General features: G+C 67.9%; 14 protein-coding genes and 1 tRNA gene. 8 read left to right on the plus strand and 7 right to left on the minus strand.

Going from position 1 to position 16042, the window contains the following annotated elements:
- The first annotated feature begins 181 nt into the window (after positions 1-181).
- Positions 182-988, plus strand: coding sequence for an aspartyl protease family protein (locus GRI99_RS10440; RefSeq protein WP_160771978.1), 807 nt, complete (start codon positions 182-184; stop codon positions 986-988).
- 105 nt (positions 989-1093) lie between these two features.
- Here the strand turns inward: GRI99_RS10440 and purC are convergent, their stop codons facing one another.
- Positions 1094-1897 (minus strand): phosphoribosylaminoimidazolesuccinocarboxamide synthase, encoded by an 804-nt coding sequence (gene purC / locus GRI99_RS10445; RefSeq protein WP_160771979.1) that lies wholly within the window; start codon positions 1895-1897, stop codon positions 1094-1096.
- A 191-nt stretch (positions 1898-2088) separates the two neighbouring features.
- Between purC and GRI99_RS10450 the strand changes: the two genes are divergently transcribed.
- The 3 genes from GRI99_RS10450 to GRI99_RS10460 all read left to right on the plus strand — a co-directional run bounded on the left by GRI99_RS10450 (position 2089) and on the right by GRI99_RS10460 (position 6689).
- Positions 2089-2412, plus strand: a complete 324-nt coding sequence (locus GRI99_RS10450) for a hypothetical protein (RefSeq protein WP_160771980.1) — start codon at positions 2089-2091, stop codon at positions 2410-2412.
- 117 nt (positions 2413-2529) lie between these two features.
- A complete protein-coding gene (locus GRI99_RS10455; protein WP_160771981.1) occupies positions 2530-5529 on the plus strand; it encodes a TonB-dependent receptor domain-containing protein in 3000 nt (999 codons plus the stop codon).
- A 98-nt stretch (positions 5530-5627) separates the two neighbouring features.
- The gene (locus tag GRI99_RS10460) at positions 5628-6689 is read left to right on the plus strand and encodes an MlaA family lipoprotein (protein ID WP_160771982.1); all 1062 of its coding nucleotides are present in this window, start codon (positions 5628-5630) and stop codon (positions 6687-6689) included.
- On the opposite strand, the gene GRI99_RS10465 is transcribed toward GRI99_RS10460, so the two are convergent.
- Entirely contained in the window at positions 6686-7489 is an 804-nt protein-coding gene (locus GRI99_RS10465) for a lipid II flippase Amj family protein (RefSeq protein ID WP_160771983.1), read from the minus strand. The two genes, GRI99_RS10460 and GRI99_RS10465, sit on opposite strands and share 4 nt — an antisense overlap.
- 66 nt (positions 7490-7555) lie before the next feature.
- On the opposite strand from GRI99_RS10465, the gene GRI99_RS10470 reads away from it, so the two are divergent.
- The 3 genes from GRI99_RS10470 (at position 7556) to GRI99_RS10480 (ending at position 10880) form a co-directional block, all read left to right on the plus strand.
- Positions 7556-8002: an RrF2 family transcriptional regulator gene (locus GRI99_RS10470; RefSeq protein ID WP_160771984.1), complete on the plus strand. Its 447-nt coding sequence runs from the start codon at positions 7556-7558 to the stop codon at positions 8000-8002.
- 124 nt (positions 8003-8126) lie between these two features.
- Complete coding sequence (locus GRI99_RS10475) at positions 8127-8297, plus strand: YezD family protein (RefSeq protein ID WP_160771985.1); 171 nt, start codon at positions 8127-8129, stop codon at positions 8295-8297.
- A 102-nt stretch (positions 8298-8399) separates the two neighbouring features.
- Positions 8400-10880: a TonB-dependent receptor gene (locus tag GRI99_RS10480; protein WP_160771986.1), complete on the plus strand. Its 2481-nt coding sequence runs from the start codon at positions 8400-8402 to the stop codon at positions 10878-10880.
- Positions 10881-11043: 163 nt separating this feature from the next.
- On the opposite strand, the gene GRI99_RS10485 is transcribed toward GRI99_RS10480, so the two are convergent.
- The 5 genes from GRI99_RS10485 to infA all read right to left on the minus strand — a co-directional run bounded on the left by GRI99_RS10485 (position 11044) and on the right by infA (position 13167).
- Positions 11044-11118 (minus strand) — tRNA-Phe (locus GRI99_RS10485).
- A gap of 89 nt (positions 11119-11207) precedes the next feature.
- A complete protein-coding gene (locus GRI99_RS10490) occupies positions 11208-11381 on the minus strand; it encodes a DNA gyrase inhibitor YacG (protein WP_237438266.1) in 174 nt (57 codons plus the stop codon).
- On the minus strand, positions 11378-12337 hold the full coding sequence (locus GRI99_RS10495; RefSeq protein WP_160771987.1) for an Rne/Rng family ribonuclease: 960 nt from the start codon (positions 12335-12337) through the stop codon (positions 11378-11380). The genes GRI99_RS10490 and GRI99_RS10495 overlap by 4 nt, the downstream gene beginning before the upstream one ends.
- Positions 12330-12905, minus strand: coding sequence for a Maf family protein (locus GRI99_RS10500; protein WP_160771988.1), 576 nt, complete (start codon positions 12903-12905; stop codon positions 12330-12332). The genes GRI99_RS10495 and GRI99_RS10500 overlap by 8 nt, the downstream gene beginning before the upstream one ends.
- Positions 12906-12921: 16 nt before the next feature.
- Positions 12922-13167, minus strand: a complete 246-nt coding sequence (gene infA, locus GRI99_RS10505) for a translation initiation factor IF-1 (protein ID WP_055920719.1) — start codon at positions 13165-13167, stop codon at positions 12922-12924.
- Between the two features lie 226 nt (positions 13168-13393).
- Here infA and GRI99_RS10510 point away from each other — a divergent pair.
- Positions 13394-16042, plus strand: a 2649-nt coding sequence (locus GRI99_RS10510; RefSeq protein WP_160771989.1) for a TonB-dependent receptor, incomplete at its 3' end; no start/stop codon positions are given.

Consider the following 16042-nt stretch of genomic DNA (forward strand, 5'->3'; position numbering starts at 1 on the left):
GCCGGCAACGGCGGATCACCCGCCGCCTGGCGGGGCGTCCCCGGTTTGGGCCACATTGCACAACGGCTGGCACGCCCATATGGTCCGGCCGGGTTACCTGAAAGGCTTGCGCGTGAAACATGCATCCGCGAGATCGGGTCTGGCAGCAGTGCTTGCATCCTTGCTGCTCACGCCCCCCGCTATGGCTGAAGTGCCGATCCGGATCGCGGCATCGGGCCATGCGACCGTGCCCGTGGTTGGCAGTTTCGGAGAGCACCAGTTCGTCATCGATACCGGGGCCGAAGGCAGCGCGATCTACGAGGATTTTGCCAACACCCATGCCATTCCCGATGCCGGGAGCATGGAGCTTCAGGGCCAGACAGGCGCTTCCAGCCTGGCAACCGCCAGCATCGAGGCGCTGACGCTTGATGGCGTGCGCAAAGGCCCCATCGAAGCCGTCAAGTTGCCTCCGCGGACAGACGGGGTGCCGCTTGCCGGGATCGTGGGGCTGGATATTTTCGGGGATCGCACCCTTGATTTCGATCTGCCAAGGCAGCGGGTGGCCCTGCTGGCGCCGGGGCAGGTTCCCTCCGGTCTGCTGACCAACCCCGCCGCCGCCACGCCCACCGCCGGCGAGCTGCTGACGGTGCCCGTCCGCATCGGATCGGTCACCGCCACGGCCGTAATCGACACCGGCGCACGAAAGACCCGGATCAACTGGAACCTTGCCCGGTTGCTGGGGATTGCGCCGGAAGACCTCTCGGCGGGCGATACGATCTATGGGGCCACCAACGTGGCGCTGGAGACGGGAGCTACTGAGGTGCAGGATGTCCATCTGGGCGACCGGCACCTTGCGGTTGCCCCTGTGCTGGTGGCCGACCTCAACGTGTTCGAGGTCTTCGGGGTGGCCGACCGGCCAGCGGTGATCCTGGGCATGGACTGGCTGCTGGAAACCCGGATGGTGGTGGATTTCCCCGGCAGGCAGGTGTGGTTCGAACCGGCCATGTAGCCGGCCCTCGCCAGTCCTGCCCCTTGCCTGAGAGCAGCCCCGGCCTGCCTCCGTGGCGGAGGCGGCCAACACCGCAAGCCGGACCCGGTTTTTCCGGTGAAGCGGTTACTTCTTCGGCTTGGGCGGGGTGTTGCGCAGGCGGGTGCGGTGGGCGCTCATGTCCAGCACCTCGCCGGGCGAACCGTCATCCTGCAGCAGGCCCAGGCGGCGGGCGACTTCCTGGTAGGCTTCTTCCTCGCCCCCCAGGTCACGCCGGAAGCGGTCCTTGTCGAGCTTTTCGCCGGTGGTCATGTCCCACAGGCGGCAGTTGTCCGGGCTGATCTCGTCAGCCAGGATCACGCGGCTATAGTCACCATCCCAGATGCGGCCGAATTCCAGCTTGAAATCCACCAGCCGGATGCCGATCGCGGCGAACATGCCGCACATGAAATCGTTGATGCGGATGGCCATGGCCGAGATGTCCTGCATCTCGTCATGCCCGGCCCAGTTGAAGCAGGCGATGTGCTCCTCGGCCACCATCGGATCACCCAGCTCGTCGCTCTTCAGGTAGTACTCGATCAGGGTGTGCGGCAGCATCTCGCCCTCGGGCAGGCCCACGCGCTTGGACAGCGAACCGGCCACCACGTTGCGCACGACCACTTCCAGCGGGATGATCTCCACCTGCCGCACCAGTTGCTCGCGCATGTTCAGGCGGCGGATGAAGTGGGTGGGGATGCCGATGTGCGCCAGGCGGGTGAACACATGCTCGCTGATGCGGTTGTTGATCACGCCCTTGCCGTTGATGGTGCCCTTCTTGGCCGCGTTGAAAGCGGTGGCATCATCTTTGAAATACTGGATCAGCGTGCCGGGTTCAGGGCCTTCGTAAAGGATCTTGGCCTTGCCTTCGTAGATCTGGCGACGGCGGGACATGGGCAGGGAACCTTATTCTGGAGTGCTGGCAAGCACCGGAAAACGACAGCGCCCCGGCTGGCGAAGCGCGCTGCCTCGCATCCGCCGGGGCGTGCTGGGGCGGCCTATACACGCGAGGGGCCGCGCTGGCAACGTGCGGGCAGGTAGCGTTCCACCACGGATCAGCGATTTGTTTACCCGACACGGTTAACATGCGCGCCATGAAGCAGTTGCGCGCCTTTGGCATCTTCCTTGTCGTGATGTTGGTCGCAGGCGCGGCCTTCACCTCCTATGCCGGCTATGTCGTGGTGGTGGACCGGACAGGCATGGTCAGCCAGGCCAGCGTGGTCGGCTTTCACGGCGGGCGCAGCCTGCTGGGCCTGCCGGGCGGGCGATACTTCGGCATTCCGCCCTATGACGGCGCGGTGGAGGTGCAGTGCGCCGATGGATCGAGCCAGACTGGCGGCATCGTGGCGCGCGGCCAGTCGACCTATTTGACCGTGACGGGCGAGGGCACCTGCGCGCAGATCGGCTGATCTGAGCAGGGCTTACGTTGCGCCACGCAACGCATTACGGGTTTGCCATCAGGCAGCTTCCCCACTAACCGCCCGCTCCTGACAGGCCTGGCCTGGCAGGATCACAAGGGGCGCGACATGACAGCAGCGGCGCGGCGCCGGGTTTCCCGGCTGGCTCTTTTCGGCATGGCTTCGGCCCTGGCCTTTCCGGCTTTCGCCCAGGATGGCGATACCATCGTGGTCACCGGATCGCTGATCCGCGGATCGGCGGAAGATGGCGCGGCCCCGGTGGACGTGCTGGGCGGCGAGGAACTGGCCGCCCAGGGCAGCCCCACGCTGATGGACCTTTCCCGCAGCCTGCCGGTGTCCAGCGGGGTGATCGGCGATGCCAGCCAGTTCGACCCGCGCAGCCAGTTCAACCAGGGCGTGGCCAGCATCAACCTGCGCGGGCTGGGGCCGCAGCGCACGCTGGTGCTGCTGAACGGCCACCGCGTGGTCTCCACCGGGGCGGGCAACCTGCCGGTGGTCGACGTGAACCTGATCCCGCAAGCCGCGCTGGACCGGGTCGAGATCCTGAAGGACGGCGCTTCGGCCACCTATGGCTCGGACGCCATCGGCGGCGTGGTCAACTTCATCACCCGCACCGACCAGGACGGGTTCCTGGTGGGTGGTGACTATCGCTGGATCGACGGATCGAACGGCGACTGGAGCGCCAGTGCCAGCTATGGCCGCGACTATGGCATGGTCCGGGTGTTCCTGGCCGGCGGTTACCAGCGGCGCAGCGAACTGCGGATTACCCACCGCGATTTCACCTGGCGCGATTTCGACGAAAACCCGCAGGGCGGTTTTTCCGGCGGCGGCAATCCCGGCAACTTCGATTTCAACGGCAGCGCGGGTGGCACGGCCTTTACCGCGGACCTGGGCTGCGAAGGGCTGGGCGGCTTCCGCAGCCTGCCCGGCTCCACCGCCGACCTGTGCAACACCAGCTACCTCGGCTTCACCAACCTGGTCGAGCCGGAGGAGCGCTGGCAGGCGCTGGGCGAGTTGGAGTTTACCCTGGCCGATGGCGCGCGGCTGCGCGTGGGCGGGCTCTACAGCCATACCGATACGGTGCTGAACACCAGCCCCAGCTTCCTGCCCACCATCGCCCCCAGTGCCCACGCGGCCTTTGGCGGGACGGGCCTGTTCGTGATCCCCGCCTATGCCCCGGCGCTGGCCGACTATTGCGCGCGATTCGGCGCGGCGGCGGGCTGCTCGCTGGGCGCGAACGGGCAGCCGGACCAGCCGGCGCTGGCATTCCCGGTGCGTTTCCGCCCGTTTCTGCTGGGCGGCAACCCGCTGTTTGCCAACGATCGCGGCACGGCAGAACTGGACTATCGCGCCAGCCTGTACCAGCTCAACGCCAACCTCTCGGCCGACCTGACCGACGATCTGGCGCTGGACCTGGGCGCCACGTTCTCGCGCAACGCCCGCTATTTCGAGGTGGGCGACAGCCTGGTGGACCTGTTGCAGAATGCCCTCGCCGGCTTCGGCGGGGCCAATTGCGCCTATGCCACGCCGCAGAGCCGCGCGGGGTTAAGCGCCCAGCAACTGGCCGCCGTGGCGGGGACCAACGGCTGTTCGTATTTCAACCCGTTCTCCACCGGCGTGGCGATGAACACCGTGATGGGCACGGCCAACCCCAATTATGCCGGCAACGGGGCCTTTGCCGGCCAGTCCACCGCCCCCGGGCGCGGACTGGTGAACGACCTGGCGACCATCGGCAATTTCTACCGCGTCTCCGCCCGCACGGCCAACACCACGCAGCTGGTGTTCGATGCCGTGCTGTCGGGCAACACCGGGATCGACCTTGGCGGCGGGCCGGTGCGCTTTGCGATTGGCGCCCAGACGCGGCACAACCGCTATGCCCGCACTTTCGGCGGGGTGGGCAACCTGGATGCCTTCCCGTGCCCCGGATCGGCGCTGGACCCGGCGGCCACCTGCGCCACGCAGACCGGCGCGCTGGGCTTCATCGGCGCGGGCCGCAACTATGCCGTGGCGGATGACGTGGCGGCGCTGTTCACCGAATGGCAGGTGCCGCTGGTCGACACCCTGGACCTGCAGCTCTCCGCCCGGTTCGAGGACTTCAGCGGTAACGGCGGCTCCAGCTTCGATCCGCAGGCGCGGCTGCGCTGGCAGGCGGCGGACTGGCTGGTGCTGCGCGGCGGCGCGGGCCAGACCTTCCGCGGCGCGCCGCGCAACCAGACCAGTGCGGACCTCGTCTCGCTGACCTTCATCGGCGGGGCCTTCCGCGCGGTGGACCTGCTGGCCAACCCGGGCCTGGCGCCCGAAAAGGCGACCACCTGGAACGCCGGCGCGGTGATCGAGAGGGGCGGCTTCCATTTCAGTGTCGACTGGTGGCGCTACGATTTCAGCGGCGCGATCGAGAACGAGCCGGTCGGTGGCATGGTCGCCGCCATGTTCGGCGCCAGCGGCACGGCCAATTGCGGCAACCCGGCCTATGCCGCCTTGCAGGCCCGCTTCACCTTCAGCGGCGGGGTCTGCGCGGTGGGCAACGTGCAGCGCATGGCCACCTATGCCTTCAACTCGGCCGATGTGACCACCAGCGGGCTGGACCTGTCCGGCAGCTACGATCACGATCTGGGCCCGGCGCAGGTGCAGGTGGGGGCGGCGGGCTCCTATGTCTTCACCTATCGCATCGGCGATCAGGTGGTGGCGGGCGTGCCGGTGCAGGGCGCGTTCAATGCCGTGGGGCTGCTCAATTTCCAGACCACGGCCTATCCGCTGCCGCGCTGGAAGGGCCAGGCCTGGGCGGGCGCGCGGCTGGGCGACCACTGGCTGCGGCTGCAGGTAAACCATATCGCGGGCTACGAGGACCAGCGCGGCGCCGCCGTGTTCGGCCCCAACCCGGGCACGCTGGCGGGCGCTTCGGTCACCGGCGGCAAGCGCATCACCGCCTTTACCACGCTGGACGCAGTCTGGCGCTGGGCGCTGCCAACGGACACCACGCTGAGCGTCACGCTGGCCAACCTGCTGGACGCCGATGCCCCGTTTGCCCGGCTGGACCAGAACTTCGATCCCTTCACCCACAGCACGCTGGGCTTCACAGCCAAGATGGGGATCGCCCAGGCGTTCTGAGCCATCCTGCAACGATATGTTCAGGAACGAAGGGCCAGGGTTTGCGTAACCGGTAACCGGCTGCCACTGTGCGGCCCAACCCAAGTTACGGATTCGCAATGCCTCTGTCGATTGTTCCCGTTTTGCTAGCATCAGCCACGCCTGTTGCCCTGCCGGCAGATGCGATTCCCCCCCTGCCGCTGGCGGGTGAGGAAACCACGCTGGCCCTGGCCCAGCAGGGTGAACCGCTGCCCCAGCCGCCCGCCGCTGCCGCCGGGGGCGATGCACCTCCGGCAGAACAGCCGATCACCGGCGATGACGTGATCATCGTGGAAGGGGCCGTCGGCCCGCCGCCCGGCGATCCGGCAGCGCAATTGAACGAAGCGGTGTTCGATGTGGCGCAGGATCTTGACCGGGCCGTGATCGGCCCCGTGGCCGAGGTTTACGAGGACGACCTGCCCAAGCCGCTGCGCAATGGCCTGCGGAACTTCCTGCGCAACCTGCTGGAACCGGTCAACGCCATCAACTTCATGCTGCAACTGAAGCCGGGCAAGGCGTTCGAGACGCTGGGCCGCTTCGTGATCAACAGCACCGTGGGCGTTGCGGGCCTGTTCGATGTGGCTTCGGACGATCCGTTCAACCTGCCCTGGCGGCGCAATGGCCTGGCCAACACGCTGGGTTATTACGGCGTGGGGCCGGGACCCTATTTCTATCTGCCGCTGATCGGCGCGACCACCTTGCGCGACATGTTCGGCAGCCTGGTTGACCAGGCGGTGGTCCCCTTCATCGTCGGCCCGCCGCTCGATACGCCATATTATGCGGTGCCGGCCTACACGATCAGCTCGCTGCAGTTCCGCATGGAGTTTGACGAGACGCTGGGCGAAATCCGCGATTCGATCGACCCCTACACGGCGCTGCGCGAATACTACCTGTGCCGGCGCGAGCGCGAGATCGAGGCGCTGCACAACCGCCCGCCGCCGCGCGACTGCCGCATTGCCGCGCTGATGGGCGAGCTGGACGAGGAGCCGGTTGCCGCCGCTCCCTCCGCAACCGGCGCTATGACGATTCCGACCGTTGCGCCGGTGGCGCCCGCTCCGGTTGAGCCAGCCCCGCCGGTGGAGGAAGTGCCCGCCGAACCGGCGTTCATTTCCGAACCCGTGGTGCAGCCGCTGGCCGCCTAGAACAAGTCGGCCAGCCAGGCCACCAGCACCGCTGCCGGCACGAAGACCACCTGTGCCAGCAGCGTGCCGGCCAGGCGGCTGAGCGAGATCCACCCGATTGCGCGGCGGAACGCGCCCTCGCTCACCTCGCGCTCCAGTGCGTCGTCGGTCAGGGCGGACAGCTGCGGATCGATGAAGGCGAACAGCAGGATCGTGGCCAGGCCATTCACCACGGCGGAAAGCTGCGAGGCGGTGACGCGGAATTCCGGGTTGAGATACCCGGCATAGAGCGAGGCAAGCACGCCGGTCGCCAACAGCATCTGCGCCAGGGCATTGGCCGCCAGCACTTGCCAGGTGATCCCCGGCGGCATCCCGCCGCCGCGCAGGCTGGCGGCGTGCGGCACCGCGCCCGAAGCCCGCACCGCGCGCAGGCCATCCGGCGTCAGCGCGGCAAAGGCCAGTCTCACTACGGATCGGTGCCGCTGGAAGTGGTCGATCGCGTGAACGAACAGCCGCTGCGCCGTGGGCAGCAACACGATACCCACCAGCACCGCAAGGCTGCCTGCCAGCAGCACCAGCCGGAAATCGGTGACGAGCGTCTCCCCGCCGCCGTTTACCAGCCGCGTCTCGATCCGGCTGGCCAGGAATGGTCCCAGGAAACTGTTGGATGTGCGGCTGAACAGTACCAGCACGTTGAACAGGGCCAGGCTGGTGGCGATGCGCCGGGTGCGCACTCCGGCAATGCGCGCGGCATAGGCCAGGGTGCCGATTAGGTTGATAAAGGCGGTCAGCGCGCAGATGATCGCCAGTTGGGTATCCATGTTCGGGAGGTTCCTGCGGGTGGGCGGGTTGACTGCTAACCCAAGCGGACGGATAGACAAAGCGTCATGCTTTCCCAAAAGACCCGCTATGCCATCCGCGCCATGCAGCACCTGGCCGACAATTACGGCAAAGGCCCGGTGCAGCTTGCGGAAATTGCCGAGAAGCAGAACATCCCCGCCAACTTCCTCACCGTGATCCTGTCCGAACTGGGCCGGGTGGGGCTGGTGGTCAGCCAGCGCGGGCGCGATGGCGGTTATTGGCTGGCGCTGTCGCCGGTGGACATCAGCTACGGTGACCTGATCCGCGTGATGCGCGGCAGCCTGGCCCTGGTGCCCTGCGCCAGCCGCTTCGCGCACGAAAAATGCAAAAATTGCGTGGAAGAAGGCGAATGCCGCACCCGCGCGCTGATGCTGCGGGTGCGCGATGCCACGGCCGAACAGCTCGATGCCGTGCGCCTGTCGGACCGGATTGATCCGGTGCCGGGGTTTACCGACGACCAACTGGAAGCCTGATCGCTTCGCCGCACGAAGGCTTCCTATCACCGCAGGACGCAAAACTTTGCGCCACGCCGTATTGTCAAGTAATTCGCTTGAGTTTAGGGGGGCCTGTAACCAAGGCCAACCCGAAAGGACTCCCATGCCCCGCGATAGTGAGCAGCCACCCGACCAGGCCCGCCGTCTGGCCGAGGCGCTGGGTGTCGTCTCCGATGCCCTCTCGCGCCTGAAATTCGGCGCCATCCAGCTCGTCGTGCATGACGGGCGGGTGCAGCAGATCGACGTTACCGAAAAGCGCCGCCTGGCCGATTGACCCGACAACGGGCACCACGGCAGCAGCACTCCTTTATCCCTTCCCTGGCAGCAGACTGGACCACCGGATGATCGGCCTTTTCCTAATCGAAAGCCTCATCCCATGTCCCAAGTGTTCGTCCGCCGCCTGCTGCTGTCCGCAGCCGTAATCGCCTTTGCCGTGCCTGCTGCCGCGCAGGATGCTCCTGCTACCGCAGCCTCGACGCAGCCTGAAGCCGACGACACCGCCCCCGACGATGCCATCATCGTCACCGCCCGTCGCCGCGAGGAGCAGAGCCAGGACATCCCGCTGGCGATCAGCGTGGTCGGCGGCGAGCAGCTCGACAACACCGGCGCCTTCAACGTGGGCCGCCTGCAGCAGTTGACCCCCACGGTGCAGTATTACAGCTCCAACCCGCGCAACACCTCGCTGTCCATTCGCGGCATCGGCGCGCCGTTCGGCCTTACCAACGACGGGTTCGAACAGGGCGTGGGCATCTATGTCGACGATATCTATTATTCGCGTGTTGCCTCGGCCACGTTCGACTTCCTGGATGTGGCGCAGATCGAAGTGCTGCGCGGGCCGCAGGGCACGCTGTATGGCAAGAACACCACCGCCGGCGCGATCAACATCCAGACCAACCAGCCGAGCTTCACCCCGGAAGGCCGCATCGAGGCGACCATCGGCAACCTGGGCTTCAAGCAGGTGAAGGCGGCGCTGTCCGGCCCGCTGAGCGACAACGTGGCCGCGCGCCTGGCGCTGTCGGGCACCAGCCGCCGGGGCACCTTGTTCAACGTGGCCACCGGCACATACATCAACGAACAGGACAACATCGGCTTGCGCGGGCAGGTGCTGTGGCAGGCTGGCGACACGCTCGACCTGACGCTGTCGGGCGACTACTCGACCCAGAATCCGGAATGCTGCGGCACGGTCTATGTCCGCACCGGGGCCACCCAGCGCCCGCTCTACCGCCAGTACGAGGCGCTGGCCGCCGCGCAGGGTTATGCGCCGCCCAGCCGCGACCCGTTCGACCGGCTGACCGACGTGGATGCGGACCTTTCCGCCAGGAACGAGATCGGCGGCGTGGGCCTGCGCGCGGTATGGGACCTGGGCGACGGCACCCTGACCAGCGCCACCGCCTGGCGCTTCTGGGACTGGGGTCCGGCCAACGACCGCGATTTCACAGGCCTGCCGATCACCACCCGCAGCCAGAACCCCAGCCAGCAGAACCAGTACACGCAGGAACTGCGCTACAACTATTCCGCCGGTAATGTGGACGCGGTGCTGGGCCTGTTCGGCTTCCACCAGACCGTGCGGACGCAGGGAACGGAAAGCCTCGGCTCCGCCGCCAGCCGCTGGCTGCTGAACCCCGGCAACGTGCAGGTCGGTTCCAGCGGCTGCGCCACGCCGACCACGCTGGCCTGCGATCCCACCGTGCTGGACGGGGTGGTCGCCTACAACGACATCCGCCTGGACAACACCAGCGCCGCGCTGTTTGGCCAGGTGAGCTGGGAAGTGACCCCCGGCCTGACCTTGCAGCCGGGCGTTCGCCTCAACTGGGACAAGAAGAACGGCCTCTATGAACGGCTGGTGTTCGATGGCGCGGACAACCCGGTGCTGTTCCGCGATGCGCAGGGCATTCCGATCACCAATCCGCGCACCGTGGCCCGGCGAGATGCGCTGACCCCGCAGCGAATCGAGCCGTCGTTCAGTGACTGGAACTTCAGCTACGACTTCACCGCGAGCTACCAGATCGCGCCGGAAGTGCTCGGCTATGCCACCTACGCCCGCAGCTTCAAGACCGGCGGCATCAACCTGAACGGCGTGCCCAACGATTCTCAGGGCAACCCGCTGATCGCGGTGGGAGCGATCCGGCCGGAGACGGTGGACCACTATGAAGCCGGCCTGAAGACCGAACTGCCGGGCCGGCTGGGCGTGTTCAACCTGGCGGCTTTCCGCACCGATGTCGGCGATTACCAGGCGCTGGTGAACGCCGGGCAGGTGAGCACCACGCGCGGTTACCTGGCCAATGCCGAAAAGGTCCGCACGCAGGGTCTTGAGGCGGATATCACCGTGCAGCCGAGCGACCGCTTCCGCGCCTATGCCAATGCCGCCTACACCGATGCCAAGTACGTCCGCTTCACCGGCGCGCCGTGCCCGCCGGAACTGTCGGGCGGTGGTTCGGGTACGCCGGTGGCGGCACCGGGCACGCCGGGCAACAGCCCGGCCAGCTGCGACATCTCGGGCCAGCGGATCGCGGGCGTCTCGAAGTGGAGCCTGTCCTACGGTGCGGAAGCCAATGTGCCGGTCAACCTGCTGGGCCAGCCAGGCGAGGTGTATCTGGGCTTCGACGGCAATTTCCGCTCGCGCTTCTCGTCCAACCCGTCACCCTCGGCCTATACCTGGATTGACGGCTACTCGCTGGCCAACTTCCGGCTGGGCTTCCGTACGGATGAAGGCGCCAACCTGTTCGTGTGGGTCCGCAACGCATTTGACGAGGAATTCTTCGAACTGCTGAGCGTGGCCCCCGGCAGCACCGGCCTGATCGCCGGCCAGCCGGGCGACCCGCGCACCTTTGGCCTGACGCTGGCGCACAACTTCTGAGCGGGCGATGAGGCGGCCGGGCCAAGTGCTGCCTGGCCGCCAACCGCAGGCGCAAACGGAGGGTTGGCGTGGCGGCTGCTTTCGCGCCTGTCAGAAAGGCTAAACGCAGGCGCGAAAGGAGGGTTGGTGTGGCGGCTGCTTTCGCGCCGGCCAAAAAGGAGAGTGGTGCCCAGGGGCGGATTCGAACCACCGACACGACGATTTTCAGTCGTCTGCTCTACCCCTGAGCTACCCGGGCCACGCCTCTGCTGCAGCCCTTGGTGAAGGGCGAGCCAGCGATGGAAGCGGCGCTATGGCGAAGGCTCCGTCGCTTGGCAAGGGGCTTTCTTAATCTTCCCGGGCGATTTCCTCGGGGTCCGCAGGCGGGCCGGGCACGGCGTAATCGTCATTGAACCAGCGGGCCAGATCGCGGTCGCGGCAGCGGGCCGAGCAGAACGGGGTGAACTCTTCCACGCGGGGCTTGCGGCAGATGGGGCACGAGCGATTCATGGCGCGATTCATGCGGCAACCGACTGGGCGAATCCGCCGTGCAAGGCAAGCGCGGGATCGGCCTTGGTGTTCACCGGGCGGCCGAGACGGCGGGCCAGCTCCTCCAGCCAGCCGGGCCGGATCGCGGCCAGCACGGCGGGCGCGGCGGTGAGGAGCAGCGGGCCGGTGCCCCTGTCGCCCTCGGCCGTACGCAGCAGCAGGCGGGCGGCGGCCCCGGCAGGATCGAACTGCCAGCGGTGCAGCAGCGAGGGACGCTCCAGCCGGGCGACAAGCTGGACGAAGCCGAAGCCGTTCATCGCCGTGCGTTCATGATCGAAGTCCGCCAGATGGGCAGCCAGCTGCACGTCCACCGCCTTGCGATCATCCTTCCCCTGCAGCGTGGGGAAATCGATGCCGATCACCCCGCCAAGGCCAAGCGTGGCAAGGGCGCGGGACAGCGGCTCCACCGCCGCCAGGGCAAGCGCGCGCGGGGGCAGCAGCCCGTCCACGTCCACCAGCGTCATCGCCGGGGTGGCGGTGATGGTCAGCGATCCGCCGGGGAAGGCCACCAGCCCGTCCTGCGCGGTTTCGATGACCGATTCCCATGTGTCGGCGGGGAAACGCCGCACCACCTTCGCGCCCAGCCGCTCGGCAAGGGTGGGGGCGGGGCGGGGGGTGTCCTGCGTCGGGCGGGCCTGGGCCAGCTTGACGCGGCGGCCTTCGCCGATGCGGGCGCGGGTCACTTCCAGCCGGATCGTGCCTCCTTCGCTGGCGCTGGGGGGCAGGCGGTCGACCAGCGCCTCCTCGCCGCTGGCAAAGCGGGCGCGGCCGCGCGGGGAGGTGCGCGGCTTGGCCACAAGCTGCGCGTCCTCCACCAGACCCGCCTCAAGCTGGCCCGGCCAGCGCACCTGCGCAGCCAGCACGCCATCGCCCGCCAGCAGGATCGCCCGCTCTTCGCCGATCCCGTCCTCGATCAGCCAGTCAGCCAAGGAGAAACCCCGCAGCCAGCAGCAGCGCGCGCGTTTCGAACAGCGGCAGGCCGACCACGCCCGAATGGCTTCCCGCCAGCCAGGCCACCAGCCCTTCGGCGCGGCCCTGGATGGCATAGCCGCCCGCCTTGCCGTGCCATTCGCCGCTGGCGATGTAGGCATCGATCTCCTGCGTGGAGAGCCGCTTGAAGCGCACCTGCGTCTCGCTCAGCCGCTCGCGCATGGTGCCATCCGGGGCCAGCAGGGCCACGGCGGAGAGCACCCAGTGGCGGCGACCGGACAGCAGCGCCAGGCAATCGCGCGCGGTTGCCTCGTCTTCCGCCTTGGGCAGGATCCGGCGGCCGCAGGCCACCACCGTGTCGCCCGCCAGGACGTGCGAGGCGGGGTCGGCCGCCGCCAGCGCCTTTTCGCGCGCCATGCGGGTGGCATAGACGCGCGGCAGTTCGGCCCTCAGCGGCGTTTCGTCGATATCCGCCGCGCGCACGGCTGCGGGCATCACGCCCAGGCGCGCGATCAGGTCGCGGCGGCGCGGGCTGGCGGAAGCAAGGATCAGGGTCGGGCCCGCCATTGCAGCGGTCCCGCGATTACTGCGGGCCGGGCCCGCCGCGTCCCGGCATGAAGCGGTAGGTGATGCGCGCCTTGGTCAGGTCATACGGCGTCAGCTCGCACAGCACCTCGTCCCCCACCAGCACGCGGATGCGGTTCTTGCGCATGCGACCGGCGGTATGGCCCAGCACTTCGTGACCATTCTCGAGCTCCACCCGGAACATCGCGTTGGGCAGCAGTTCCACTACCTTGCCGCGCATTTCGAGGAGTTCTTCTTTGGCCATAAGCGAGAGCTATTCCGTAAATTGTAAGGGGCTGGGGGCGCGCCATAGCGGCGGGAAGGCGAAAAGGGAAGCCTAGCCGCACCGGGCGGGGGAAAAAGCCCGTATGGCGATACGATCGCGACAGGTGGCATACATTTGAGACACTTTATTACCCGACTGCGGGTTGTGCGGTTCTCGCCTGCTGAACATATCGCACTGCACAACAGGATCAGGATCAACCCCCCGCGTGAAAAACAGCCGCCTATCGCAATCCGCCAGCCTGGCCGCGCTGGCCGCAACCCTGGTGCTGGCGGCCAACCCGGCCCTGGCGCAGGATGCCACCGGCCAGGTGCCGCCGGCGACTCCCCAGGCCCCGGCAGCAGGCGATGCGGCGGACGAGGCGGCAGCCGCGGATGACGACATCATCCTGGTCACCGGCGCCCGGCTGATCGGCGCGGTGGAGGCGGTGCAGCCGCCGATCCTGGAGCTGAACGAGGCCGACATCGCCGCCTATGGCGCGGGCTCCATCGCCGAACTGCTGACCGCGCTGGGCCCGCAGGTGCAGAGCGGACGCGGGCGCGGCGGCGGGCAGCCGGTCATCCTGGTCAACGGCGTGCGCATCGCCAACTTCCGCGAACTGCGCAGCTATCCGCCCGAGGCGATCGAGAAGTTCGAGGTGTTCCCCGAGGAAGTGGCGCTGCAATACGGCTATTCCGCCGACCAGCGCGTGATCAACGTCATCCTGAAGCGCAACTTCGCCAGCCGCGAGGTGGAGGCTGAATCGGAACAGCCGTGGGATGGCGGCTATTCCGCACAGGAGGTGGAAGCCACCTATGTGATGATCAATGGCCCTTCGCGCCTCAACGCCAACCTCAGCTGGGGCAACTCCAGCGTGCTGACCGAGGCCGAGCGTGGCATCATCCAGTCCAGCCCGCCCACCTATGCCACCGATCCCGATCCGGCCGCCTATCGCAGCCTGGTGAGCGATTCATCCTCGCTGGAAGGCACGCTCAACTGGTCCACCCGCATCGGCACCGGCAATTCGCTGAGCCTGTCGGCCAGCTACGAGCGGGACGACAACCTGCGTTTGCAAGGGCTGGACAGCGTGCTGCTGGTCGCTCCGGGAGGGGCCAGCGCGCTGCGCACCTTCAACGTGGCCGATCCGCTGACGGTGGACGGGCGCACGCAAAGCTATGCCACGGGCGCGGCGATCAACCTGGGGCTGGGCGACTGGCAGGTAACCGGCACCGCCGACCTCACGCTGGGCCGCAGCTATTCCACCACCCAGCGGCGGCTGGATACCCTGTCGCTGGTCAATGCCGCCGCCGCGGGCACGCTGGCGCTGGACGCGGACCTGGGTACGTTCGCCGATGCCGGCGCTGACGAGGCGCGCAGCCGCACCTATACCGCCGATACCCAGGTGACCGCACGGACCAATCCGCTGCGCCTGCCGGCGGGCGATGTCTCGCTGACGCTGGATACGGAAGCGCGCTGGAACGGGATCAGGAGCACCGACACCCGCAATCCCGGCGTGCTGACGGATCTTTCCCGCCAGCGCGTGGCTGGCGGGGCGAATGTGGCGATCCCTCTGACCAGCCGCGACGAGGAGTTCCTTGGTGCGATCGGCGATCTGACCCTGAACCTGAGCGGCGGGGTGGACGAACTGTCCGACTTCGGCACCCTGTATGACTGGACCGCGGGCCTGACCTGGGGGCTGACCGACAAGCTCACCCTCAACGCTACCTACGTCAACCGCGATACCGCACCCACGCTCAGCCAGTTGGGTAACCCGGAACTGGCGACGCTCAACGTCCCGGTGTTCGACCTTGTCCGCAACGAGACCGCGCTGGTCACCGTGATCACCGGCGGCAATCCGGCGCTCCTGACGCAGAACCAGAGCGACTGGAAGCTGGGCCTGCAATGGGAACTGCCGTTCATCGACAACGCGCGCTTCACCTTCGATTACATCAACAACAGCTCCACCAACGTCGCTTCCGGCTTCCCGGCGCTGACCCCGGCGATAGAGGCAGCCTTTGCCGATCGCATCACCCGCGATGCCAGCGGGCGGCTGGTGCAGATCGACCAGCGGCCGGTGAACTTTGCCCGGCAGGCCCAGGACCGGCTGCAATTCGGCCTGAACATGTCGGGCCAGATCGGCTCGGCATCGGGCGGGCAGGGTGGTGCGGGCACCGGCGGCGCTCGGGCTACCAGCGGCCCGGCAGCGGGCGGACCGGCTGGCGGCTTCGTGGGCGCAGCCGGCGAAGCCGCGCCTGCCGCGCCTGGTGCCGGGGCAGCGTTCCAAGGCAATCCCGAGCGCTTCGCACAGTTGCGCGCCACCTTCTGCGGTGCCGACCAGGAAGCCCTGCGCGCCCGCCTGAACGCGGTCCTGCGCGCCCAGGCCGATGGCGAGGCCCCGCCGGTGGGCGAGGACGGGCAGCCGATCACCATTCCGCCACAGATGTTGCAGCGCATGGCGGGCGATGACGGGTTGATCGACGAGACTGAGTGGGCAGCGACGCGCAACCGGCTGTGCTCTGCCGAAGGGGCCCAGGGCGGGGCCTTCCGCGCCGATCCGGATCGCTTCGCGCAGATCCGCGTCACCTTCTGCAGCGCCGACCCGGAGACGGTGCGCGCCCAGCTCAACGCGGCGATCCGCGCGGCGGCGGCGGGCGAGGCTCCCCCGGTGGGGGTGGACGGGCAGTTGCTGGCCGTGCCGCCCGCCATGCTGCAACGCATGGCCGGGGAAGACGGGGTGATCGACGAGGCCGAATTTGCCCGCGTGCGCGGCACCATCTGCACGGCTGACGGGCAGGCTCCCGCCGGCGCGGGTGGCCCGCCGGGCGGGAAGCAGACGCAAGGTGGCCCCGGTGATCACGCCCAGCGTCCCCTCCGAACC

The organism is Alteraurantiacibacter buctensis, from assembly GCF_009827655.1.
GTDB lineage: Bacteria > Pseudomonadota > Alphaproteobacteria > Sphingomonadales > Sphingomonadaceae > Alteraurantiacibacter > Alteraurantiacibacter buctensis.